Genomic DNA, 21970 nt, shown 5'->3' with positions numbered 1-21970 from the left:
CCTCCGAGGACCAGACCACGTTCGAGGGCCGCGACGCCACGGGCGCGGTCAAGTGGACCGGCACCCGCGCCGACCTCGTCTTCGGCTCCAACTCCGAGCTGCGCGCCCTCGCCGAGGTCTACGCGAGCGACGACGCCAAGGAGAAGTTCGTCCATGACTTCGCGGCCGCCTGGGTCAAGGTCATGAACCTCGACCGGTTCGACCTGGCCTGACCGGACGCCGTCCGGGTCGGCCGGTGCGTCACCGGCCGACCCGGACAGGCCGTCGAGCGCATCGAGGTTCAGCAGGGTTCCGTTCGGAGTGCGTCAGAGGCGTCCCAGATCTGTCCGGATGCGCCGCCGCCCAGTCGGTCGACCAGCGAGCGTGCGGATCGCTCCGGGGGGGGGATCAGTCTGCCTTCCTCGTGATGGCGTACGAAGCCTGTGTACGTGGGTTCGTCCGGCTGGCCCTCGCCCTTCTGGCGGATCGTGGCCTGCATCGCCGTGTCGACGGTTCCCGGACGGAAGACGTTCACCGTGACTCCCCTATCCGTCGCATTCGGCGGCGATGTTGAGGCTGTGGTCCTCCAACGCGGCTTCGTGGCGACGTAGACGTTACCGCCGATCATCCAGGCCGGACGGGCCACGACGCCACTGGAGACGTTGACGATCCGGCCCTGTCCGGCCGCGGTCATCCGCGGCAGTACGGCGTTGCACAGAGCGACGGACGTGATCACGTTCAGCCGGAAAGAGGCGTCCCAGGCGTCCGGTCCCAGGCCGCCACTGGGGCCGAGGGGTTCGACGGTGGCGGCGTTGTCAACGAGCACGTCCACCGGGCCCAACTCGCCTGCCGCTCGTTCGTCGACATCGGCCGCCGCCGACGGATCGCCGAGGTCTGCCACGACGGCGACCGCCGTGCCGCCCCCGGCCCGCACCAGTTCGACGGTGTGGGCCGGCTCTTCCCGCCCACGGGCCGCCACGGCCACCTTCGCGCCCAGGTCCGCGAGCGCGAGGGCGACGGCCCGTCCGATTCCTCTTCCGCGCCCGTCACCAGAGCCACACTGCCGTTCAAGGACACGATCCGCTCCGGTCGACGAAGATATGCCTACGAACACGTCGCCGGCGAGCCGGCGCAGCCGTCAGCGGACCGTCTCCCGGAGCGCGGCGAGGATCTGGGCAGGCTCGGTGCGTGTCCTCGGGGAGCGGAGGGCGGCGAGCATCGCGCGGAACGCGCCGCCGAGGCCCTGGCCACCGCCGTCGAGGCCGGCTGCACCGGTCCGCGCGTCCTGCGCGCGGACTCGTGGCGTAGCGGTGGCGGCGGCGCAGGGCGAAATCGTCCACGCCGATCACCCGAGGGATGGCCTGCGTGGGCAGCGGCAGGCGCCGCAGATGGCGCAATGCGGTGCTGCGGGAGACGGGCACGGCCAGCAGAGCGGCCAGGCGTGCGGCCGCCCGGCCACATAACTCCCGCGCCACCTGCGCTATCTGCCCGGCGAGACGCACAGTGCGGCGCTGATGAGGCTTCAGCAGTCCGGGAATCTGCTCACGGAAGGTCTGCCGGGAGCAGCCCAGAACCGGACAGACCAGCCTTCGTACACGCAGGAGAACGACGACCGGGCGGGGCCCGCCGTCGGCCCGGCACCGCGGCGGCGGACCGAAGGCCGGCGGCCGCCGGAACGGCCCCGGCCAGTCGGCCGGCCCGGAATGGAGGATGGAAAGAGCCCGCGAGCCTGCGGCAGAATCCCGAGCCCATGAGCCCACGGCAGCCCCGCCCCACGCACCTCGCGAACCTCGACCTCAACCTCCTGGTGACGCTCCGAGCGCTGCTGCGCGAGCGGAACGTCACCCGGGCCGCCCGGAACCTCGGCGTCACCCAGCCCGCCGTCAGCGCGGCGCTGTCCCGGCTGCGCCGGCACTTCGGGGACGAGCTGCTCGCCCGGGTACACGGTGCCTACGTCCTGACGCCGCTCGCCGCGCAGCTGGCCGGGCAGGTCGAGACGGTGTGCGCGGCCGCCGAAAGGCTCTTCGCGACCGGCAGGGCGTTCGACCCCGCGACCACCGAGCGGGAGTTCACCCTGCTGATGGCCGACTACCCGGCGACGGTCCTGGGCCCCCCGCTGTCCCGGCTGTTCGACCACGGGGCGCCGCATGCGGCGCTCCACCTCCAGCTCATCAGGGAGACCCTGGGCAGTGGCGCGGGCGACGCGATCCGGCTCGTCGACGCCATGGTCTCCCCGCCGCTCGGCCACTTCCGCACCCCGGGGGTCAAGTCAGCTCCGCTCTTCCACGACCGGTGGGTCTGCGTCGCATCCGCCGGCAATCCGCTGTGCGAGGCCGAGTCGTTCGGCATCGAGGACCTGGCACGGCTGCCGTGGGTGGTGCCCTACCACCGGGACGAGGGCTACCCGTCGGCCGCTCCGGCGACCCGGCAGCTGACCGCCCTGGGTATCCGGCCACGCATCGCCGTACGCGTGGAGAGCTACCGGGCCGTACCCGACTTCATCACCGGAACGCGGCGGGTGGCGCTCGTTCCTGAGCGGCTCGCCGCACCCGTCGCGTCCGCGCGCGGGCTGCGCACGCTCACCTGCCCGGTACCGCTCGATCCGTTGGAAGAGCATCTCTGGTGGGACGCGAGCCACGACGAGGACCCGGCACACAGCTGGCTGCGCGACCTGATGGTCCGGGCCGCCGCCTGCCTCGGAGCATAAACATCGTTGATGCCACCCAGTCGAACGCTCTATTGACCCGGCCATTCCCTCCGGTGAAGCGGGCTGCCTACGGTGCGGGGCACGCGATGAGAGCCGCGTCGCGGCACAGCCCCCTTCCCCAGGAGCCCTCATGCCCCATGCCCTGACAGAGCTGCGGTCGTCACCGGCGTCCCCATGGTGGCCGACTTCACCGGCGAGGAGGCGGCCATGAGCGCCACCCGACCCGTCGTGGAAGTGGCCCCGATCGTCGAGCGCCAGCGTGCGAGCCGCTACTGGCTGCTGATGTACGCCGTCTGCTGTCTGATCACCTTCCTCGACGGCTTCGACTTCCAGATCCTGTCGTTCGCCGCCACCTACATCCGCAAGGACTTCGGGTTCACCGGGACCCAGCTCGGCACCCTGGCCACGGTCGGTCTCTTCGGCACCATGATCGGCGCACTGATCATGGGTTATCTGGCGGACCGAATCGGGCGCCGTCCCACCATCGTCGCGTCCGTCGCCGGTTTCGGCCTCTTCATGCTCGGTTTCGCCTATGCGGACACCTACGCCCACCTGTTCGTCCTGCGGTTCGTGTCCGGGCTCTTCCTCGGCGGGGTGCTCCCGCTGACCTGGGCCCTGGCGGCCGAGTACGCGCCGAAGCGGTTCCGGGTGACCGCCGTGTCCATCATCATGGTCGGCTACACGCTCGGCGGCGCCGCCGGTGGTCCCGTCTCCAACTGGCTGATCCCCGAGTACGGCTGGCGATCGGTGTTCGTCGTCGGCGGCGTCTGCTCCCTGCTCACCGTCCTCGCGGTGCTGCCGCTGGTGCCCGAGTCGGTGAAGTTCCTGGTCCTGAAGGCCCGCCCCGGCAGCGATGAGCGCGTTTCCCGCATCCTGCGCCGCCTCCAGCCGGACCTGTCCATCGAGCCCGGGACCCGCTTCACCACCGAGGCCCAGGAGCAGGCGCACTCGGGGAAGCGGTTCACCCCCACCCAGCTCTTCCGCGGCCACCTCGCCGCCATCACACCCCTGCTGTGGCTGGTCTACCTCCTCTCCTCGGCACTGATCTACTTCCTGGTCTTCTGGACCCCGATGATCAACGAGCAGATGGGCTTCAGCGTGAGCGCGGCCGCCACCATCGCCGCCCTGGCGAGCGTCGCGGGCGCCGTGGCGCAGCTGTTCATCAGCCGGTTCGTGGACCGCAAGGGGGCGGGCATCATCCTGTGGATGCCGCTCGCGGCCGTCGTCTGCATGCTGACACTGGGAACGGGAGTTCTCGGCCCGGCCGTCTACGTCGCCTTCGTCATCGGCACCAAGATGTTCGTCAACGGAGGTCATGGCGGTATCACCAGCATCGCCGGCACCTTCTACCCGACGGGCATCCGCGCCAACGGCGCCGCCTGGGCCTCCTCGGTCGCCAAGGTCGGCGCCATGGTCGGCCCCTGGCTCGGCGGCGTCATCCTCGACGCCGGTCTCGGGGCACACGGCGCGTTCACCATGTTCGCGGCCTGCCCAGCCGTGATGGTGCTGGTGCTCTTCGTGCTCGGCCGGGTCCAGCGCCGGCTGCCGGCCGGGGCGGAGGGGGCGCTGTCCGTGGAAGCGCCCACGACCGGCGTGGCGCCGGTGAAGACGGCGGCCCTCCTCCTGACAAACGCCTCCGCCCCGGAAGCAACCACGAAGAACGAGGAAGGAGTGTAGAGGTGTCCACCGAACCGCGCAGCAACCATCCGGTCGGGTCGTCTCGCTGGGCGACGACGCGTACACAGTGGAAGGCGCTGGGTTACGACGACGAGGAGATCCGTCGGCCCAAGATCGCCATTGTCAACTCCTCTTCCGGACTCGCGCCGTGCTTCGCCCATCTCGACAAGGTCGCGGAGGCCGTCCGCCGGTCGGTGTACGACGCCGGCGGGCTGGGCTTCGAGATCCGCACCGTCGCGCCGACCGACTTCATCATGGCCGCCGGCCGGGGTGGCGGCTATGTGCTCTCGGGCCGCGACCTGGTGTCCTACGACATCGAGGCGGTTGTCGAGGGCGCGAAGCTCGACGGGATGATCTGCCTCGCGTCGTGCGACAAGACGACGCCCGGCCAGCTGATGGCGGCCGCTCGGACCGACGTCCCCACCGTGATCGTCGCCTGCGGCTACCAGAGCTGCGGTGTCCTCGACAACGGCCGCCGCGTCGACATCGAGGAGGTCTTCGCCGATGCCGGCAAGCTCGCCGCGGGCGCCATCAGCTTCGACGACCTGTGCCGGATGTCCGACCGCGCCGTCACCGGCCCCGGTGTCTGCCAGGGGATGGGCACCGCCAACACCATGCACATCGTCGCCGAGGCGCTCGGCATGGCGCTGCCCGGCTCGGCCCCCACCCAGGCCAACAGCGAGACGATGTGGGCGGCCGCGCGGGCCGCGGGCCCGGCCGTCATGGCGGCAGTCGAGGCAGACCGGCGCCCCAGCACGGTGATGACGCCCACCGCGTTCCGCAACGCGGTGACGGCGGTCATCGCGGTCAGCGGCTCGATCAACGCGGTCAAGCATCTGGAGGCGATCGCCGCGGAGTCGCCGTACGACATCGATGTTCACCGGCTCTTCGAGGAGATCGGGCGGGACGTCGGGCCGATAGCGGCGGTCCAGCCCAACGGGCCCACGACGATCGACGAGTTCGACGCCGCGGGCGGCGCCCGCGGTGTGCTCCGGCAGCTCGGCGACAGGATCGACGGCTCGGCCATGACGGTCTCGGGCGCGTCGATGGCCGAGGTCGTCGCCGGTGCCCCCGTCGACGCGGAGGTGATCCGCGCCGAGCCGATGCGCCCCGAGTCCACCATCGTCGTGATGCGCGGCAACCTGTGCCCCGACACCGGAATCGTGAAGCTGTCGGTCACCGAGAACCGGGCCCGCACCTTCCGCGGTACGGCGCGCGTCTTCGAGTCCGCGCCCAAGGCCACCGAGGCGATCGAGCGCGGCGAGGTGCTGCCGGGCGAGGTCCTTGTGCTGCGGGGTCTTGGCGTCACCGGCACACCGGGGATGGGCATGGCCTCCAACGTGGTCTTCGCGCTGGGCGGCGCGGGCCTGAGCGAGCGGGTGGCGTTCGTGACCGACGGGCAGCTCTCGGGCCTCGTCAACAAGGGCATCGTCGTCGGCGAGATCTCGCCGGAGGGAGGCGTGCCGGGCCCGCTGGGGGCCGTCCGCACCGGTGACGAGATCGCGATCGACGTTCCGAACCGGACCGTCGACCTCCTGATCGACGCCGAGGAGCTGACCCGCCGGATCGAGGCGTACGCCGAAACACGCGCGCCGCGGACCTGGTCGGCGCGGCCCGGCTCCTGGCTCGGTGTGTACGCCGGGGCCGTGGAGCCGCTCGACCGGGGCGCCACACTGCGCCGGGCCGCCGCCAACTGACCAACCACCTTCCGGGAGAAGACCACACCATGCCCCATCCCTTGTCCGATCTCGTCGTCCACACGGTCACCAAGCCGGCCGACGCTCCAGCCGAACGGCTCGACGCCGACATCCTCGTCGTCGGCGCCGGCATCGCCGGGCTCTCGGCGGCCATTCAGGCGCGCCGCCTCGGCCGCGATGTCGTCCTCGTCGACGCGCTCCCGGTCCTCGGCGGCCAGTGCGTCAATTCGATGATCGGACTCTTCTGCGGGATCTACGGCAACGCCCCCGACTACCGCCAGCTCACCCACGGGATCTTCGGCGAGCTCTTCGAGGCGCTGGAGAAGACCGACGACCTCCACTACAACCGCACCCACACCCAGACGGTGACCTACGACGAGGTCGCCCTCGGCCGCTGGTTCGAGAACATCGTGGACGAGCTCGGCATCCGAGTGGTCCTCGGCGCCTCCGTCAGCGGCGTCGGGATCGAGGGCGGCGTCATCGAGCGGGTCGACTTCGCCACGCGCTTCGGCCCGGTGAGCGTCACCGCCCGCGGTGTCGTCGACGGGACCGGCGACGCGGCGCTCGCCTGGGAGGCGGGGCTGCCCTGCCAGGTCCCGGACCGTACCGTCTGGGGTTCCCAGCAGATCCGGCTGGAGGGACTGGCCGAGTCCGGCAAGCCGGAGCCCGCCGAGCTGGTGGCCCGGGTCGATGAGAAGGCCGCCCAGTACGGCCTGGTCCGCCGTGACGGGCTGGCGTTCTTCTTCCCGGGCCGCGACACGGCGGTGATGAACATGACCCACGTCGAGGCCCCCTTGGGCGCGGTCGAGGCCGCCGACGCGCAACTGCGGGGCCGCGCCCAGGCGGACCGGGTCGTGGAGTTCCTCCGGCGGGAGTTCCCGGCGGCGTTCCGGAACGCCCGGGTCCGCGCCTATGGGTTCCCGGGGCGCCGGCAGACCCGCTGGCTCGCCGCCGCCCACCGGCTGACCCTCGACGAGGTGCGGGGAGAGACGAGGTTCGAGGACGCCGTCGCCCGGACGGCCTGGCCGGTCGAGCTGCACGACCGGGTCGAGGGCTACGTCTGGGAGACCTTCGGCCCCGATCACGTCCACTACGTCCCGCTGCGCAGCATGCTCTCGCCGCGGGCGCGCAACCTCGTGGCCGCGGGCCGCTGTGTCGACGGGGACGCCGCCGCGCTCTCGAGTGTCCGGGTGATGGGTCCCTGCTCGGCGATGGGCCTCGCCGCCGCGCACGCCCTCGATCTGACCCTGGGCGAGGACGTCCACCGGGTCGATCTGACCGCGCTGCGCGACCGCGTCCGCGAGAACGTCGAGGGCTGAGGAGGAGTCGATGGTCACGCTGACGGACGAGGAGAAGGCCATGCGCGACGGTCGTGACGGCGATGCCGTCGCGGCGGCGATGGACCTGCTCATCAGATACGCCGACGCGCTCGGTGCCGCGCACCTGTGCGAGACCCGCAACGTGGCGGGGACCAACACCCAGCCCTCACCGGCCAAGACGAAGCTGTTCGAGGAGGGCGGCTGGTCGAAGGCGTTCGCGGTGATCAGCCTCGACTGCGACGACGACATCGAGGTGCCGCCGATGAAGGTGCCGACCTGCCAGCTCCAGCACGGCTTCGGCGACGACGCGCTGGGGATCATGCCGTACTCCGAGCGCAACATCGAGCTCCAGGCCGACGCCGAGTCGTTCTACAGTTCCAAGGGCGTCAACGTCCTGGCCACATGCACCCCGTACCAGGTGGGCAATCTGCCGACCTACGGCGAGCACATCGCCTGGATGGAGTCCTCGGCGGTGGTCTACGCCAACTCGATCCTCGGCGCGCGCACCAACTGCGAAGGGGGCGCCTCGACCGGGTCGGCGAGCATCACGGGCCGGATCCCCTGCTGGGGCAACCACCTGGTGGAAAACCGCTACGGAACCCATCTGATCGAGTCCGGGTTGCGGATGACCGGATTTCAGGACTGGGGCATGTTCGGCTACTTCGTCGGCGACGTGGTTCAGGAAGCGCGTCCGGTCATGGTCGGCGACCTCGGCCAGCCCGACCTGGCGGACCTGAAGCACTTCGGAGCGGCCGCCGCCTCCTCGGGCGGCGTCGAGATGTACCACATCCCGGGACGCACCCCCGATGCGCCGACGCTGGAGGCGGCCTTCGGCGGCGCCGCCCCGCCCGAGCCGCTGCGCTACGGCGAGGCGGAGCGCCGCGCGATCTACGACTCGCTCAACTCCATCGGGAACAGCGAGGATATCGACTTCGTGCTGATCGGCTGCCCGCACGCCTCGCTCGAGCAGATCGGCCGGGTCGCGCGGGCGCTCGAAGGCCGCACTCTGTCGGCCGGGACCGAACTGTGGGTCATGACGCCGCGCGCGCTGCGTGCCGTCTCGGACCGCAACGGGTGGACGGCCACCATCGAGCGCGCCGGGGGCCGGGTCCTGACCGACTCCTGCCCGGCCATGTCGCGGGTCGCGCCAACGGGCACCAAGGTGTTCGCCACGGACTCGGCCAAGCAGGCGCACTACCTTCCGGCGATCCTCGGCATCGAAGCCTGGTTCGGCACCACCGAGGAGTGCGTCGATGCCGCCGTGACCGGTCGCTGGCGTGGCTCACTGACCCCCGCGGCGGTGGTCCGATGACCAGCGTCGCGGGGACCCGGCTCGTGCTCCGCGGCCGCGGCATCGTCCCGGGGCGCGTGGCGGGCCGGGCCCTGGTCTCCCACGAGACCATCTCCGGCTGGGGCGGGATCGAGCCGGCCACCGGCACCATCATCGAGCGCAGACACGAGCTCTACGGGGTCTGCTTCACCGGCAAGGTGCTGGTCTTCCCCGGAGCGAAGGGTTCCTCGGGCTGGTCGGGCTTCTTCCAGTCGACCCGTCTGATGGGCACCGCTCCGCTGGCGATGGTCTTCACCAACCTGACCACGAAGGCCGCCCTCGGCGCGATCGTGACCCGCGTCCCCACGGTGACCGAGTTCGACGACGACCCGGTCGCCAAGATCACGACCGGCGACCGGGTCGAGGTCGACGCCGACAACGGACTGGTGGTCGTGTACGGACCGCGGCCAGGTCATCCGCGATGACGAGCCCGCGCTCCACGGCCGTCATCGAAGCGGCCCGCTCCGGCCAGTACAGCCCAGTCAGGTGTCTGCTGCTCGATGCAGACGCGGATGTGCAGGTCGCGGAGTTCTCGCGGAGGATACGATAGGTGGTTGCCGGATGACCATGCGCAGCCGGACCGCCGCCCCAGGTCGTCCTCTGCGCGCCGGCCCGCGGCGATGGGGTCCGCATCGCCGATGTGGGCCGACGCGCGGGCTTTGAACGAGGGGTCATGCAGGCTCGGTGCCGACGAGCGTGTGGAAGTTTCGCCGTGTCGGTGATCTCATCGTCGATCCAGGCGGCGCTTCGCCGATCGCCAGCTCCACCGTGCGGCTCCCGCGCGACGAGGGCCTGGTCCACACCATGCAGGGGCCCGGCTCCTTCGGCGCCGATCCACTCCCTGCGGCCAAGACGCCGAACCCGGCGGAAACCGCGCCTGGCCACATCTCCAGCCCCGAGTACACCGAACTCAGAGACGAACTGAGGCCATTGCCTTGGTCAATTGCCACCCCGCGGAGGGCCGGTGACTCTACGTTGTGTCCCAAGGCCAACAATGTGTACGCACTCAGGAGGTTGCCCAGTGACCGAGCACTCGTCCGCCCCCGCCACGGACCCGTTAGCGATGATCGACACGACGGTGCCGCATTCCGCCCGGATCTGGAACTACTGGCTGGGCGGGAAGGACAATTACCCCATCGACCACGTGGCAGGCGACGCCTTCCGCGAGGTCTTCCCCGGCATCACCGATCTCGCCCGCGACTCGCGCGCCTTCCTCGGCCGGGCCGTCCGGTATCTGGCGGGCGAGGAAGGGATCCGGCAGTTCCTCGACATCGGCACCGGCCTGCCGACGGCCGACAACACCCACCAGATCGCCCAGCGGGTGGCCCCCGAGGCACGCATCGTCTACGTCGACAACGACCCCCTGGTGCTGGCCCACGCCCGCGCCCTGCTCACCAGCACCCCGCAGGGCGCCACCGACTACATCGACGCCGATCTGCACGACCCCGACACCATCCTGCGTGAAGCAGCCAAGACCCTGGACCTCAGTCAGCCGGTCGCCCTGACCCTGATGCAGGTCTCCGGGCACATATCCGACTACGACGAGGCCCGTACGATCGTGAGCACGATACTGCGGGCGCTGCCGCCCGGCAGCTATCTGGCGTTCAACGACAGTGTGGACACCAATAAAGCCAACGCCGAGGCCACTCGCCGGTACAACGACAGCGGTGCGGTCCCCTACCACTTGCGCAGTCCGGAGCGGCTGGCCGGCTTCTTCGAGGGTCTGGAACTGCTGAAGCCCGGTGTCGTACCACTGGCCGAGTGGCGGCCCGAGCCAGGCGCGGGCGCCGACCCCGGAGAGGTCGTCGCCATCGGAGGCATCGGGCGCAAGGCGTAGGCCCGCGCGTCGGCGGAGCATGCCTTGGGGGCTGCCGCACAATTGCGGCGCCCAGCCCCCTCCCGCCGCACCGCAGTCGCAAAGTCCTTTGACCAGGGCTCGGTTCAGGCGAGGACGAGGACGTCGAGCGGCTGGCGGAAGCAGTCGCAGAACATCTCGCGGAGGCCGGCCGCGACGCCCGCGGCTTCCGCATCGTCGAGGAGTTCGCCCGGGACCACGGCTCCCACCCGCTCCAGGTGAAGTTCATGCTGGCCGACACCTTCCGGCTCTGCCTGGAGCAGACCCCGACCTGGGTGCTCTACGCCTGCTGCCTGCGCATCGACTCCTGCTCAACGCCCGGGCGCGGAACCCAGGCGGCGGGCCCCATCACCCTCGCCACAGCCACACTGCGCACCGCCCTCCGCTCGGTGGCACAGTAGTGCCTATCAGCAATATTGTGGTGTTTGTACCATATGCCGCTCTACAGTGTGCAGCCATTTCCCGGGCACTGGGAGATCGCGCAGGTGGCAGGTGAGCGATGAGAGGCGAGCGCCCTTACGGGGGTCGGCTCGACCTGCTCAGGGCCGTGGGCGACGAGACCGGTGGCCGCGAGGCGCTCCACATCGCCCTCGACCAGGCGGTGGCGGGACTCGCAGGGCTGGGCGGCATGGTCCACCTGGGCGGTCCCGGAAGCGGACACCTCTACCTCGCGGCCCACAGCGGGCTCTCCGAAGCGCAGGCCGAGGCGTGGCAGAGCATCCGCTGCGAGGAGCGGGTCGCCCCCGCCCTCGCGCTGCGCGGCGACACGGCCGCCTGGAGCCCGCTGCCCGCCGACGCCGGAAGCGGGGAACGGCCCCGGACCTTCTCCGTCGGCACCGGGCTCACCGCCGCCCCCATCACCACACCGGGAGGGCCGCAGGGGGCGCTGTCCGTCCTCGTCACCACCCCGGACGGCCCGGGGACGCGGGAGCGGTCCCTGTTGCGCGCCGTGGCCCGATGGGCCTCGGACCGGCTGAGCAGACCGGCCGTTCCGGGCGGCGTGGCCGCCCCATGGGTCCCGCCCTCGCACTCCCGCCTCCAGCGGAGCCGGACCGGGACCGGCATCGGCGCCTGGACCTGGGATTTCGCCACCGGCGCCATGACCTGGGACGACACCGCGCTGGCGATCCTCAGCGCCGCCCCGGGCCCGTACGACGGCCGCTTCGAGGCATGGATGAGCCGCGTACACCCGGAGGATCTGCCGGGCGTACTCGCCGCCGGCGAACGGGCGATCCGTGCGGGGAGCCCCTTCGGCGTCGAGTACCGGGTGCGCCGGCCGGACGGACGCTACCGGTGGGTCGAGGCCCGTGGCCGTCCGCTCCTCGGGGAGGACGGCGCCCCGTACCGCATGGTCGGCACCCTTCAGGACATCACGGGTCGCCATGCCGCCTCGCCCTCCGAACCCGTACCGGCTCCCGCGGCGGAAGGCGTCCTCACCCTCGACCGCGCCGGGTGCGTCAGCTATCTCAGCCAGGAGGCCGAGCATCTGCTCGCCCCCTCGCCCCCGCCGCTCGGCGCGGTGCTGTGGGAGGCGGTGCCCGAGCTGCGCGCGCTGGGGCTGGAGGCGGCGTGCCGGCAGGCCGTCGCCGACGGCCTGCCCCTGGGGTTCGACACACAGTGGCCCACCGCCGCGGACTCCCACCACATCCGGCTGGACCCGGTCCCCGATGGCCTGAGCGTCCACATCAGCGACGCCACCCGCGAACGCGACGCCGAGCGGGCTCTCGGCCAGCGGGCCAACCGGCTGGAGGAGCTGGCCGGCGCCCTTGCCGCGGCGGCCACCGTGCAGGCCGTCGTCGACGCGTTCGCCGACCGTGCGCTGCCGCTGTTCGGGGCCACCGGGTTGCTGGTCCAGCGCGTCGAAGGGGCGTACTTCGAGACGGTGGGCTCCCGGGGGTACACCCACGACTTCGTCAAGCTGCTGGAGGCGCCCGGGCATCCGCGCACCAACCCACTGACCGAGGCGCTCCGCTCGGCCGTTCCCCTCTTCATCGCCTCACCGGAGGAGTTCGTCGAGCGCTTTCCCGAACTCGGTCATCTGCCCGCGGCCTCCGGGAAGAACGCCTGGGCGTTCCTCCCGCTGATCGTCTCGGGTGAGCCGATCGGCTACTGCTCGGTTTCCTTCGGCCATCCCCGCGTCCTCACCGGCGAGGAGCGCACGCTGCTCACCGCCCTCAGCGGGCTCCTCGCCCAGGCTCTGGCGCGGGCCCGCCTCTACGACGCCGAGCACCGCCACGCCCAGGAACTCCAGCGCGAGCTGCTCCCCCGCAGCCTGCCCGCCCTGCCCACCGTCACCGCCTCGGCACGCTATCTGCCGGTCAGCGAGAGCGCGGAGGTCGGCGGCGACTGGTACGACCTCATCCCGCTCTCGGGTGGCCGGGTCGCCCTCGTCATCGGGGACGTCATGGGGCACGGCCTGTCCGAGGCCGCCACCATGGGGCGGCTGCGCACCGCCGTCCGTACCCTGGCCGACCTCGAGATGTCCCCGGATGAGCTGCTGTCCCACCTCAACGACCTCGTCAGCGGGCTCGGCGACGACTTCTACGCCACCTGCCTGTATGCCGAGTACGACCCCACCAGCCAGATCTGTTCCCTCGCCCGCGCCGGACACCCGTCGCCCGCTGTGGTCCGCGCCGACGGCACCGTGGCCTTCCCCGAACTCCCCATCGCCCCGCCCCTGGGAGCCGCCACTCCCCCGTTCGACACGTGCGAACTCACCCTGGCCGGAGACTCCTTGCTCGTGCTCTACACCGACGGTCTCGTGGAGGCACCCGGCCGCGACATCGAACACGGCATGGGCGATCTCGCCCGCAACATCACTGCCGCGCTCGGCCACACCCCGCCCGGCGGCGTCGCACTGGAGCGGTTGTGCGACACCCTGCTCGCCGCCCTGCTGCCCGCGGGGCAGCGGACCAACGACGACGCGGCCCTGCTCATCGCCCGGCTGCGCCCCATGTCCGGGGATGACATCGCCTCCTGGGCGCTGCCCGACGACCCCCGGGCGGCGGGCCAGGCCCGGGACCTGGTGCACGGCCAGCTCGGCGTATGGGGCATCGGCTCGCTCACCACGACCACCGAACTCCTGGTGAGCGAGCTCGTGGGCAATGTGGTCCGGCATGCCAAGGGCCCCGTCGGACTGCGGCTGCTCCACAGCCGCACCCTGATCTGCGAGGTGTCCGACGGCAGCCCCGCCACCCCCAGGATCCGGCGTGCGGCCGACACCGACGAGGGAGGTCGCGGTCTCCAGCTGGTCGCGGCCCTCGCCCATCGGTGGGGCGCGCGCTACACCCCCGAGGGCAAGTGCATCTGGACGGAGCAGCTCCTGCCGTGACGGCGGGCACGGCGGCTGGGGCGCGGCAGCTCAGGCGCGCCGCGCGAGGAGGCTCAGCGCGCCGGCCGCGACGATGGCACCGATGCTCGTCCACTCGACGGGCGTTGATTTCAGCGGTCCCGGAACCGGCGGACACGGACGACGAGCGGTCATCACACACCCCTACGCATCCTTCCACCGCGTTCCCGACCGGACCTCAACACACCAATCATGAGGCGAGTTTGGCCGCGGCCTGCGCGACGTCAGCGCGAACGGTACGCGCGCCACGCACCAGGAAGGCGGCGGCGACCACGGAAGCGATCGGCGCGAGGATCGCGACGGCAACCCGCGGGCCCAACCAGCCCTCGAAGGCAGCGCCGAGGAAAGCACCCCCGAGGCCTCCGACGAGCGACAGGTACAGCCCGACGATGGCGAAGCCGACGGCGCGGAACTGGAACGGCGTGATGGCCGCGACGACGAGGATGACGGGCACGAGCCCTGCGAAGAGCAGGCCCTGCGTGATGAAGCCGATGACGATGAACGCCGTGACGTTCGGGGCGTACGCCTGCAGGCCCAGGCCGCAGCCGAGTGCGGCGATCGCTGCACCGACGGCGTACATGCAGCGCTCCGGGCTGCGGGCGAAGAGCTGGTCGGCGTACTTGCCGCCGACAACGGCTCCGAGGAGCGCGCCGACAGAGGTGACACTGACGACGGCGCCGCGCTCACCGACTCCCAGATGGAAGTGGTGGTCCATGACGATGCTCAGGTAGATCGGCACCGTGGTGACCGCGAATCCGAACGCCCCCAGGCTGACCATGATCAGGTTGAAGGTCCGGACCTTCTTGAGCCTGGCGAAGGCGGCGCTGAGGGTCACTTCCGGGTCGTCCGGGGTGGTCGCGACCGAGTGGCCGGGCATCTCAAGCTGTTCGAACTGGCCGCGCTCGGGCTCCGGCAGAAACAGCGTCGTGACGCCGAGAATCACGGCGGGTACCGCCATGAAGGCGAACGCCCACCGCCATCCGTCGTCGCCTCCGGCCAACGAGGCGACGCCACCGAGCAGGGCGGGGCCGAGCAGGATGCCGACGGGGAGACCGGCACGGTGAATGGCGAAGATCTTCCCTCGGCCCCGCGGCGGGTAGGCGTCCGTCAGCAGTGCGCTCTGGACGGGTCCTTCGTTCGCCTTGCCGATGCCCGAGAGCGTGCGGATCAGGACGAGCTGCCAGGCGACCTGCGCGACCGAACAGAGCAGGGAAGCGACAGCCCAGAGCAGCGTGCTGACCCCGGCGATCGCGGTGCGGCGCATCCGGTCGCCCAGAACGCCGAGCGGAAGGGCAGCGATCGAGACGGTGAAGCCCGCAAGCGCGCCGATGACGGTGATCGTCGTGGTGCTCAGCCGCAGGCTTTCCCGGATGTCCGGAGCGAGCACGCCGAAGCCGGCGTTGTCCGCCGCATCGAGCACCGCGAGCCCGCTCAGGACGAATATCGTCCTGCGTCCGCCAATCTGGAAGGACTCTCGAAGTGTGACTACGTCTGTCATCGGATTCCTTCGCCGGCCGTACGGTCAGTGGCTTCCTTCGGAGCGACGTCTGCGGTGTCCTGAACTGTGCCAGTAGCGGCCCTTCTGGGCTCCGCCGACCGACTGGTAGCACGTGCCGGACGTCGAGTACGCCTCGTCGGGTGACGAGGCGCGGCAGGCACGACGGCACGCTGACACGGGGCGGGTCGGCTCGGCGACGTCAGGAGCGTCGAGATTCGCCTCACGCTCCGATATGGCGGTGCACCATGGCCGCCAGCGCCTTGCACGCCGCTTCGATGTCGACGTTGTCAGGGTCGATCTGCCACATGAGCGACACACCCATGACAGAGCCGGTGATCGCGGTGGCCAGCGACTCGCGCGTCGATGCCGACCGGACACCCATGACCTTGAGCCAGTGCGCGACGCGACGGCGCTGCTCGGCGTTGTGTGCCTGGTACTCCTCGCGGACCGCCCCCTCGCTCGACAGCGCTTCGGTCAGGACGGAGAACATGAGGCGTCCTGCCGCCTCACGAGCCAGCAGGACGTACTGCTCCAGGACCTCGTCCAACGCCGGTCGGTCGCTGAAGTGGTCCAGCGACAGGTAGCGCTGGTTCGCCCGGTCGACGACCGCCAGCAGCAGTCCGTCCTTGTTCTTGAAGTGCCACGGGATCGAGCCACGACTGATCCCGGAACGGGCGGCGATGTCGACGAACGACGTCTTGTCGAAGCCCTTCTCGGCGAACAACTCTTCGGCGGCGTCGAGGATGCGCCGCCGCGATTCCTCGCCGATCTCCTCGATCCTGCGAACAGACGTGGAGTTCATGCGCATCCCTCTCAACGTGAACAACTGACCCTGTAGGCTCTAGGGTCAAGTCTATGACGTTTAGCATAGTAGCTTTTTGACACCCGAGGAGACGTGTGACCATCGACGAGTCCCAGGCGGCCGACGACGGCATCATGTGGGCGGAGGTCTGCGCGGGCGGTGCCCGGCGGACCCTGACGCACGAGACCGCCGACGCGCTGCTTGGGGTGATCGAGCAGGCGCTCCGTCGAAGGAGTCCTCCCGGAGCTATGGGACGCCTTGCAGATGGCGAGCTGCGATCACCCCGTTGTCAGCGATGAAGAGCGCCCACATCGCTGTCGATTGCTCCGAGCTCGGCCGCGATCCGCGTCGCGGCACGCCAGGCCAGCGCGACCGTGGTGAGCGTGGGGTTCGACGCCGTCGAGGTCGGGATGACGCCGTTGCCGCCGACGTACAGGTTCCGCACCCCCCAGACTCGGAGATCGGGGTCGCAGACCGAGCGCCCGTCGTCGGTCGCCCCCATGCGCACGGTGCCCTGGTAGTGCAGTGACGCCCCGCCGGCGGCCAAAGCGGGCTGCTCGACGAGGGTGCCGATCAGCCTCGCGCTCTGGCGGGAGAGGCGACGCATGTTCTCGATCGTCTCGAGGTCGCGGGTGGTGTACGAATAGCGGATCGACATGCGCGGCATGCCGTAGTGGTCGGTCTCGGTCTCGGCGAACTCGACCGCGTCGGCGGACTGCAGATCCTTGGCGCCGTACCAGCCCACGAGGCCGAGGCGCTCGTCGACGCGCGCGCCGGCGACGAACTTGTACGGCGAGTTGGCCAGCGACATCACACCGCCCTGGATGGGACGGGCGTCGGAGAACGGGACGAGGACGTAGCCGATGCCTTCCATGCCGCTCGCGTCATCCGCGGTGCCGGGGCTCGCTACGAAGGCGTCGTCTACGAAGGCGTCGTCCAGGCGGACGAGGGACACCATCTGGAGGTGGTCGTTGAGGTAGCGGCCCAGCTCGGGCGGGCGCACGCCCGAGGCGAAGAGGACCTGCGCCGTGCGCAGACCATCGGCGCAGACCACCACGTGCCGCGCCCGCACGACGGACACCTCGCCCGTACGCCGGTCCTCCAGCTCGGCCCCCGCGGCAACGCCGTCCTCGACGAGGATCCGGCGCGCCAGGGTCTCGGCACGCAGCTCGAAGCCGGGCGCTGTCGCCTCGATGTCGCCGAGGATCGCGGCGGTGCCCGAGAAATGGAGCTTCGAGCCGTCCCATTTGGCGGCGATCGGCATGAAGCCCACGGGTGACAAGCCCGGCCCGTCGAACGCCTCGGCCATCGTCGACCGCAGGGCACCCGCGACGCCCTGGTCGCTGCCGAGGACCGTCACCCCGAGCAGGGCCTCCGCATGGCCGAGTGCGGCGTCGAGCTCGTCCGCCGCGATGAACGGGATGCGCTCGGATTGCTGAGGCCGCGGGCACGACGCCGCCCAGTGCACGCCCATCCCTCCGACACCGCTCGCCATGCTGGCGGCCGGCAGCCCCACCTCGCCGTCCGCGAGCGCGGGCCGGGGGTCGACGAAGAACAGGCCGGGCAGCACGATCTGCCGGAACTCCATCGAGGGATCGGCCCCCTCGGCGAGGTCGGCCATCGCCTTCGCCCGCTCGATCCCGGTGTCCGGCCCCTGGGTGAGCAATTGCGCCGCGTGCCGATCGGCAGGCGACAGGTTGTGCGTGTGCTCGCCGCGCGGTCCCGGCAGGTGCGGTCCGACCTCGACCATGAGGATGCGAGCGGCGGACACTGCGTCGCCGATCGTCCGTGCGTAGGTCGCGCCGGCCGGGCCACTGCCGACGATGAGTACGTCGACGTCGGGGGACGCCTTCATCTCAGGAAGCCTTCCCCTCACTGCGCCTGCGCCGCGATGTACGCCTCGCGCGCGACGTCCACGACCCGGCGGGTCTTGGCCCAGGGGTCTCCCCCGAAGCCCTCGTACTCGATCGACAGGACACCGTCGTAGCCGTGGCTGACAAGGATGGCCATCGCCCGATCGAGGTCGACGGCCCCGACGGTCCCATCGGCCGCGACCCAGTTCGTCTTCACGCTGACCAGCTCGGCGCGGGGCGCGAGCGACTCGAGCCCCGCGTAGAGCGGTGACAGATCCAGCGCCGACAACGACGCGGCGAGATCGAGCGTGCCCGACTCGGGAGGGTCGCTCGCCACCTTCATGAGCGCCGACAGGAGCGGCTCGAGGTTGCCGAGGTCCAGCAGAAGCCCGCAGTGCTCGCTGCCGACCTCGTCGAGCAGCGCGTGGAGCCACCCGGGATTGCCGCTGGGACCGCCGTGGTTCTCCACGAGCAGACGCGTGCCCTCGGCACGTGCGAACTCACCGAGCTCGACCAGCGCCGCAGCCAGGTGCGCAGGCGGTTCCCCGGCCTCCCACGGACTGAGAGGGGAACCTGGGTTGACGCGGACGAAGCTCGACCCCATGGCCGCGAAGCGCGCGATCCACTCCTTGAGCACCGCGATGTCGCCCGCGCGGCGCTCCTCGTCCGGGTCGAGGAGATCGCCCATGTCGAGCGCCATGTCGACCAGGCCGACGTCCGCGTCGGCCAGCGCCTTCTCGAACCGCGGGATCTCGGGGTCGTCAAGGCCGGTGAAGTGAAAGCCCACGGTCTCGACCAGGTCCACGCCGAACTCGTCGCGCGCGCGTCGCGGGAAGTCGCTGATGGGGAGCAGCCGCGGGTTGTCGAGTGTGAGCACCCGGCCCCCGCCTGACCCGTCCCGGAACTGGAACCGGATCGGGGCCCAGCTGCTCGCGGAGGCTGAACGAGGTCACTGCCGTACGCGGGACAACCAGCATCGTGGGCCTCCTGTCAGAAGTGGTAGCAACGATCGGGAGCCTGGTCCGCGGGCACGCTTGTGGGAGATCGTCGACCATGCGACTCGCGACCTGGAGCGAGGCATCGCGCAGCGGCTGGACTGCCTCGTCGAAGATTCGACTGCCGACCGTGAGCCCAGTACATGCGGCGGGACAGCTCTATGTCAATTGGCATAGAGTATTCGCTCCCGTGTCAGCGGTGCGGACCACTCAAGCCTATGTCAATTGACATAGGCTATGAGATGCAATAGCGTCGATCCGCTGCCAGTTCCTTCGCAACCGGCGCGGGTTTCCCGTACGCCCTGCCCTCGCCACGACTGGAAGGCTCAGCTACCTGCGGACTCTCCCCAGAGATCGGTGAGATTGGTGTCGACGAGGGTGGCCAGGGATTGGAGGGCGGCTTCGAGGTGGACCCGGTCGGGGTCCACCAGGCATTGGAGGTGGATGCCGATGAGGGCGCCGGTGAGGGCGACGGCGACGGCGCGTTCGCGTTCGGCCGCGACCGTGGGGTCGACCCCGTCGGGGCGTTGGGCACGCAGCCACAGTTCGACGCCATGGCGGCGCTGGTCGAGGAATTCCCGGTACTGGCCGTGGACGGCGCCGGTGCTGCTCATGGCTTCGGTGAGGACCATGAACATCAGCGCGGAGTTGCCGCTGCGGACCCAGCGAGCGTAATCCAGGAGGAGGGTGACCAGTGTGGGCAGGGACTTGTCGTACTGCTCCGGGCGCATATACCGGTCCACCGCCCGGCCCAGCACGGCCATCAGCAGACCGTCCTTGTTCTTGAAGTGCCACGGGATACTGCCCCGGCTGATCCCCGACCGTTCCGCGACATCCACGAACGACGTCCGCCCAAACCCCTGTTCGGCGAACAACTCCTCCGCCGCGTCCAGGATACGACGACGACTCTCCTCACCGATCTCATCGATCCGACGCCGCCCCACAGAACCCATGACCCCATCTTAAAGGTGTCGATTCACTCCAACCGCCCGGTGTTCTGTTCCTTCTATGTTAGCTGACATAGAGTTGGTCCACCTATCGTCGACGACCGGAAGTAGGTGTGACATGGACGATTCGGAACTGGAGCGGCTGCTGGCCGCGAGCCCGCCGGAACCGTTCGTGCGGACGATGGCGCGGCTCGCGGAGGAGGACCCCGGGTTCGTGGCGATCAGCTGCGAGGACGACTCCATCACGCGGCGCGAGCTCGAGCGGCGGTCGAACCGGCTCGCCCGGGTCTACGCCGAGCGGGGCGTCGAGTTTGGCGACTATGTCGCCATCGCGCTGCCGAACGGCATCGAGTTCTACGTCGCCTTCTTCGCCGCGCTGAAGGTGGGCGCGGTGCCGCTTCCGCTGTCGTACCGCCTGCCGGTCGTGGAGCGCCAGGGCATTCTCGACCTGGCCAAGGCGGCACTCCTCGTCGGCGTGCGCGAGGACGAGCACCCCGGTCACCCCTCGCTGCCCGCCGGGTTCGAGCCCGGCGCCCAGGTGAGTGACGAGCCCCTGCCCGAGGTGGTCTCCCCGGCGTGGAAGGCGCCCACGTCCGGCGGCAGCACCGGACGGCCCAAGATCATCAGGGCCGGGTCGGGGGCGGTGGGCTCGTCCGCCCTCAACCGGCTCCTCTACCGCTACACGCCCGATGACGTGCAGGCAGTGGTGGCGCCGCTGTACCACAATTCGGCGCTGGGGATGTCCATTGGCGGCCTGCTGCTGGGACAGCGCCTCGCGGTCGCGAAGAAGTTCGACGCCGAGGAGGTCTTGCGGCTCATCGGCGACCACGGGATCACCTGGCTGATGCTCGTGCCGACGATGATGCACCGCATGTACCGGCTCATCGAGGCCGGCGGCCGGTACGACCTGTCGTCGATCCGGATCATGCTGCACCTGGGGGCCAAATGCCCCGAGTGGCTCAAGGAGAAGTGGATCGAGCTGCTGGGCCCGGAGAAGGTGCTGGAGATCTACGGCGGAACCGAGTCCGTCGCGATCACTCTGATCACCGGCGAGGAGTGGCTCGAGCACCGGGAATCGGTGGGCCGGCCCTGGTACGGCGACATGAAGGTCCTCGACGTGGAGGGCAACGAGCTGCCGTCCGGCGAGATCGGTGAGATCTACATGAAGGGCGCCGGGGGCCTCGGGTCCACCTACGAGTACGTCGGCGCGCAGGCGCGGTCGATCAACGGTTGGGAGACGCTCGGTGACCTGGGCTGGAAGGACGAGGACGGCTACCTCTACATCAGCGACCGCCGCGTCGACATGATCGTCAGCGGCGGCGCCAACATCTACCCCGCCGAGGTCGAGAACGCGCTCGACCAGTACCCCAAGGTGCTCTCCTCCGTCGTGGTCGGCCTGCCCGACGACGACCTGGGGCAGCGGGCCCATGCCATCGTGCAGGCCGAGCCCGGCACCACCGCCCGGGAACTCCTCGGCTTCCTCGCCGACCGGCTGGTCCGCCACAAGGTCCCCCGGTCGGTCGAGTTCACCGACCAGCCACTGCGCGACGACTCCGGCAAGGTGCGCCGCAGCCGGCTGCGCGACGCCGCGATCGAAAGGGTGAAAACCCGTGCCTGAGACCACCTTCGAGCGCACTCGCTACGGCGCCCCCGCCGAGCGGGTCGCCCGCATCACGCTGACGCGTCCGGAGAAGCGCAACGAGCAGGACTACCGGATACTCCACGAGATCGACCACGCCTTCCAGCAGGCGACGCCGGACGACGACATCCGCGTGACCGTCCTGGTGGCCGACGGCCTGCGCGTCTCCTCCGGGCACGACCTGACGAGTTCCGCGAGCGGAGCCGACTTCGAACCCCAGGGGCATGACCGGTGGCTACCGCCGGCCTGGCCAGGCCGGGCCGATGACCGATGAGGAGTTCCCCTCGGGCTGGCGTCGTAGATCGCCGCTCGTCATCCAAGTA

At 70.4% G+C, this 21970-nt stretch carries 20 protein-coding genes and 1 pseudogene; 13 read left to right on the top strand and 8 right to left on the bottom strand.

Translation table 11 applies throughout. The features are described from left to right. The coding region (locus IEJ02_RS15590) for a hypothetical protein (protein ID WP_191065420.1) at nt 1-212 on the top strand (212 nt) is incomplete at its 5' end. Between the two features lie 68 nt (nt 213-280). Here the strand turns inward: IEJ02_RS15590 and IEJ02_RS15585 are convergent. Both IEJ02_RS15585 and IEJ02_RS48575 read right to left on the bottom strand, forming a co-directional pair. Next, entirely contained in the window at nt 281-1093 is an 813-nt protein-coding gene (locus IEJ02_RS15585) for an SDR family NAD(P)-dependent oxidoreductase (protein WP_191065419.1), read from the bottom strand. 184 nt (nt 1094-1277) lie between these two features. After that, nucleotides 1278-1598, bottom strand: a pseudogene (locus IEJ02_RS48575) (ISL3 family transposase); the annotation flags it as partial. A 131-nt stretch (nt 1599-1729) separates the two neighbouring features. Here IEJ02_RS48575 and IEJ02_RS15580 point away from each other — a divergent pair. From IEJ02_RS15580 to IEJ02_RS15550, 7 genes are all read left to right on the top strand, one after another. Beyond that, nucleotides 1730-2686 (top strand): LysR family transcriptional regulator, encoded by a 957-nt coding sequence (locus IEJ02_RS15580; RefSeq protein WP_191065418.1) that lies wholly within the window; start codon nt 1730-1732, stop codon nt 2684-2686. A gap of 207 nt (nt 2687-2893) precedes the next feature. After that, nucleotides 2894-4363, top strand: a complete 1470-nt coding sequence (locus IEJ02_RS15575) for an MFS transporter (protein WP_191065417.1) — start codon at nt 2894-2896, stop codon at nt 4361-4363. A 2-nt stretch (nt 4364-4365) separates the two neighbouring features. Then, the gene (locus IEJ02_RS15570; RefSeq protein WP_191065416.1) at nt 4366-6060 is read left to right on the top strand and encodes a dihydroxy-acid dehydratase domain-containing protein; all 1695 of its coding nucleotides are present in this window, start codon (nt 4366-4368) and stop codon (nt 6058-6060) included. A 29-nt stretch (nt 6061-6089) separates the two neighbouring features. Then, nucleotides 6090-7379: an FAD-dependent oxidoreductase gene (locus IEJ02_RS15565; RefSeq protein WP_191065415.1), complete on the top strand. Its 1290-nt coding sequence runs from the start codon at nt 6090-6092 to the stop codon at nt 7377-7379. A gap of 10 nt (nt 7380-7389) precedes the next feature. Then, on the top strand, nt 7390-8691 hold the full coding sequence (locus IEJ02_RS15560; protein ID WP_191065414.1) for an aconitase X: 1302 nt from the start codon (nt 7390-7392) through the stop codon (nt 8689-8691). Then, the gene (locus tag IEJ02_RS15555) at nt 8688-9134 is read left to right on the top strand and encodes an aconitase X swivel domain-containing protein (protein WP_137975838.1); all 447 of its coding nucleotides are present in this window, start codon (nt 8688-8690) and stop codon (nt 9132-9134) included. The genes IEJ02_RS15560 and IEJ02_RS15555 overlap by 4 nt, the downstream gene beginning before the upstream one ends. A gap of 596 nt (nt 9135-9730) precedes the next feature. Further along, complete coding sequence (locus tag IEJ02_RS15550) at nt 9731-10546, top strand: SAM-dependent methyltransferase (protein WP_370467047.1); 816 nt, start codon at nt 9731-9733, stop codon at nt 10544-10546. Nucleotides 10547-10650: 104 nt separating this feature from the next. On the opposite strand, the gene IEJ02_RS49890 is transcribed toward IEJ02_RS15550, so the two are convergent. Beyond that, nucleotides 10651-10773 carry a hypothetical protein gene (locus tag IEJ02_RS49890; protein WP_263407946.1) on the bottom strand — a complete coding sequence of 41 codons (123 nt, stop codon included), beginning with the start codon at nt 10771-10773 and terminating at the stop codon, nt 10651-10653. Nucleotides 10774-10791: 18 nt separating this feature from the next. Here IEJ02_RS49890 and IEJ02_RS15545 point away from each other — a divergent pair, with 18 nt between their 5' ends. Then, nucleotides 10792-10965, top strand: coding sequence for a hypothetical protein (locus tag IEJ02_RS15545; protein WP_191065412.1), 174 nt, complete (start codon nt 10792-10794; stop codon nt 10963-10965). A gap of 98 nt (nt 10966-11063) precedes the next feature. Next, the gene (locus IEJ02_RS15540; protein ID WP_223863854.1) at nt 11064-13895 is read left to right on the top strand and encodes a SpoIIE family protein phosphatase; all 2832 of its coding nucleotides are present in this window, start codon (nt 11064-11066) and stop codon (nt 13893-13895) included. A gap of 208 nt (nt 13896-14103) precedes the next feature. On the opposite strand, the gene IEJ02_RS15535 is transcribed toward IEJ02_RS15540, so the two are convergent. Continuing rightward, nucleotides 14104-15411: an MFS transporter gene (locus IEJ02_RS15535; protein ID WP_191065411.1), complete on the bottom strand. Its 1308-nt coding sequence runs from the start codon at nt 15409-15411 to the stop codon at nt 14104-14106. Nucleotides 15412-15631: 220 nt separating this feature from the next. Beyond that, a complete protein-coding gene (locus tag IEJ02_RS15530; RefSeq protein WP_191065410.1) occupies nt 15632-16213 on the bottom strand; it encodes a TetR/AcrR family transcriptional regulator in 582 nt (193 codons plus the stop codon). Nucleotides 16214-16308: 95 nt separating this feature from the next. Here IEJ02_RS15530 and IEJ02_RS15525 point away from each other — a divergent pair, with 95 nt between their 5' ends. Beyond that, a complete protein-coding gene (locus tag IEJ02_RS15525; protein ID WP_191065409.1) occupies nt 16309-16512 on the top strand; it encodes a hypothetical protein in 204 nt (67 codons plus the stop codon). Here the strand turns inward: IEJ02_RS15525 and IEJ02_RS15520 are convergent. The 3 genes from IEJ02_RS15520 to IEJ02_RS15510 all read right to left on the bottom strand — a co-directional run bounded on the left by IEJ02_RS15520 (nt 16503) and on the right by IEJ02_RS15510 (nt 20014). Then, nucleotides 16503-18068, bottom strand: a complete 1566-nt coding sequence (locus tag IEJ02_RS15520; protein WP_191065408.1) for a GMC oxidoreductase — start codon at nt 18066-18068, stop codon at nt 16503-16505. The two genes, IEJ02_RS15525 and IEJ02_RS15520, sit on opposite strands and share 10 nt — an antisense overlap. Before the next feature lie 17 nt (nt 18069-18085). Further along, a complete protein-coding gene (locus IEJ02_RS15515; protein WP_191065407.1) occupies nt 18086-18943 on the bottom strand; it encodes a sugar phosphate isomerase/epimerase family protein in 858 nt (285 codons plus the stop codon). Between the two features lie 444 nt (nt 18944-19387). Then, nucleotides 19388-20014, bottom strand: a complete 627-nt coding sequence (locus IEJ02_RS15510) for a TetR/AcrR family transcriptional regulator (RefSeq protein WP_191065406.1) — start codon at nt 20012-20014, stop codon at nt 19388-19390. 112 nt (nt 20015-20126) lie between these two features. Here IEJ02_RS15510 and IEJ02_RS15505 point away from each other — a divergent pair, with 112 nt between their 5' ends. Together IEJ02_RS15505 and IEJ02_RS15500 are read left to right on the top strand one after the other, a co-directional pair. Next, on the top strand, nt 20127-21626 hold the full coding sequence (locus tag IEJ02_RS15505) for an AMP-binding protein (RefSeq protein ID WP_223863853.1): 1500 nt from the start codon (nt 20127-20129) through the stop codon (nt 21624-21626). Further along, nucleotides 21619-21921: an enoyl-CoA hydratase-related protein gene (locus IEJ02_RS15500; RefSeq protein ID WP_191065405.1), complete on the top strand. Its 303-nt coding sequence runs from the start codon at nt 21619-21621 to the stop codon at nt 21919-21921. Before IEJ02_RS15505 ends, IEJ02_RS15500 begins: the two co-directional genes overlap by 8 nt. Nucleotides 21922-21970 lie beyond the last annotated feature (49 nt).

This window comes from Streptomyces sp. 5-10 (genome assembly GCF_014712245.1).
GTDB classification, from domain to species: Bacteria; Actinomycetota; Actinomycetes; order Streptomycetales; family Streptomycetaceae; genus Streptomyces; species Streptomyces violaceusniger.
Note: the sequence above shows the minus strand (reverse complement) of the source record. Positions and strands in the feature narration are given on the sequence as shown.

Coding starts and splice junctions, on each gene's coding strand:
- IEJ02_RS15580 (WP_191065418.1), top strand. CDS start 1,730: ATGAGCCCACGGCAGCCCCGCCCCACGCACCTCGCGAACCTCGACCTC.
- IEJ02_RS15575 (WP_191065417.1), top strand. CDS start 2,894: ATGAGCGCCACCCGACCCGTCGTGGAAGTGGCCCCGATCGTCGAGCGC.
- IEJ02_RS15565 (WP_191065415.1), top strand. CDS start 6,090: ATGCCCCATCCCTTGTCCGATCTCGTCGTCCACACGGTCACCAAGCCG.
- IEJ02_RS15560 (WP_191065414.1), top strand. CDS start 7,390: ATGGTCACGCTGACGGACGAGGAGAAGGCCATGCGCGACGGTCGTGAC.
- IEJ02_RS15555 (WP_137975838.1), top strand. CDS start 8,688: ATGACCAGCGTCGCGGGGACCCGGCTCGTGCTCCGCGGCCGCGGCATC.
- IEJ02_RS15545 (WP_191065412.1), top strand. CDS start 10,792: ATGCTGGCCGACACCTTCCGGCTCTGCCTGGAGCAGACCCCGACCTGG.
- IEJ02_RS15540 (WP_223863854.1), top strand. CDS start 11,064: ATGAGAGGCGAGCGCCCTTACGGGGGTCGGCTCGACCTGCTCAGGGCC.
- IEJ02_RS15535 (WP_191065411.1), bottom strand. CDS start 15,411: ATGACAGACGTAGTCACACTTCGAGAGTCCTTCCAGATTGGCGGACGC.
- IEJ02_RS15530 (WP_191065410.1), bottom strand. CDS start 16,213: ATGAACTCCACGTCTGTTCGCAGGATCGAGGAGATCGGCGAGGAATCG.
- IEJ02_RS15520 (WP_191065408.1), bottom strand. CDS start 18,068: ATGAAGGCGTCCCCCGACGTCGACGTACTCATCGTCGGCAGTGGCCCG.
- IEJ02_RS15510 (WP_191065406.1), bottom strand. CDS start 20,014: ATGGGTTCTGTGGGGCGGCGTCGGATCGATGAGATCGGTGAGGAGAGT.
- IEJ02_RS15505 (WP_223863853.1), top strand. CDS start 20,127: ATGGACGATTCGGAACTGGAGCGGCTGCTGGCCGCGAGCCCGCCGGAA.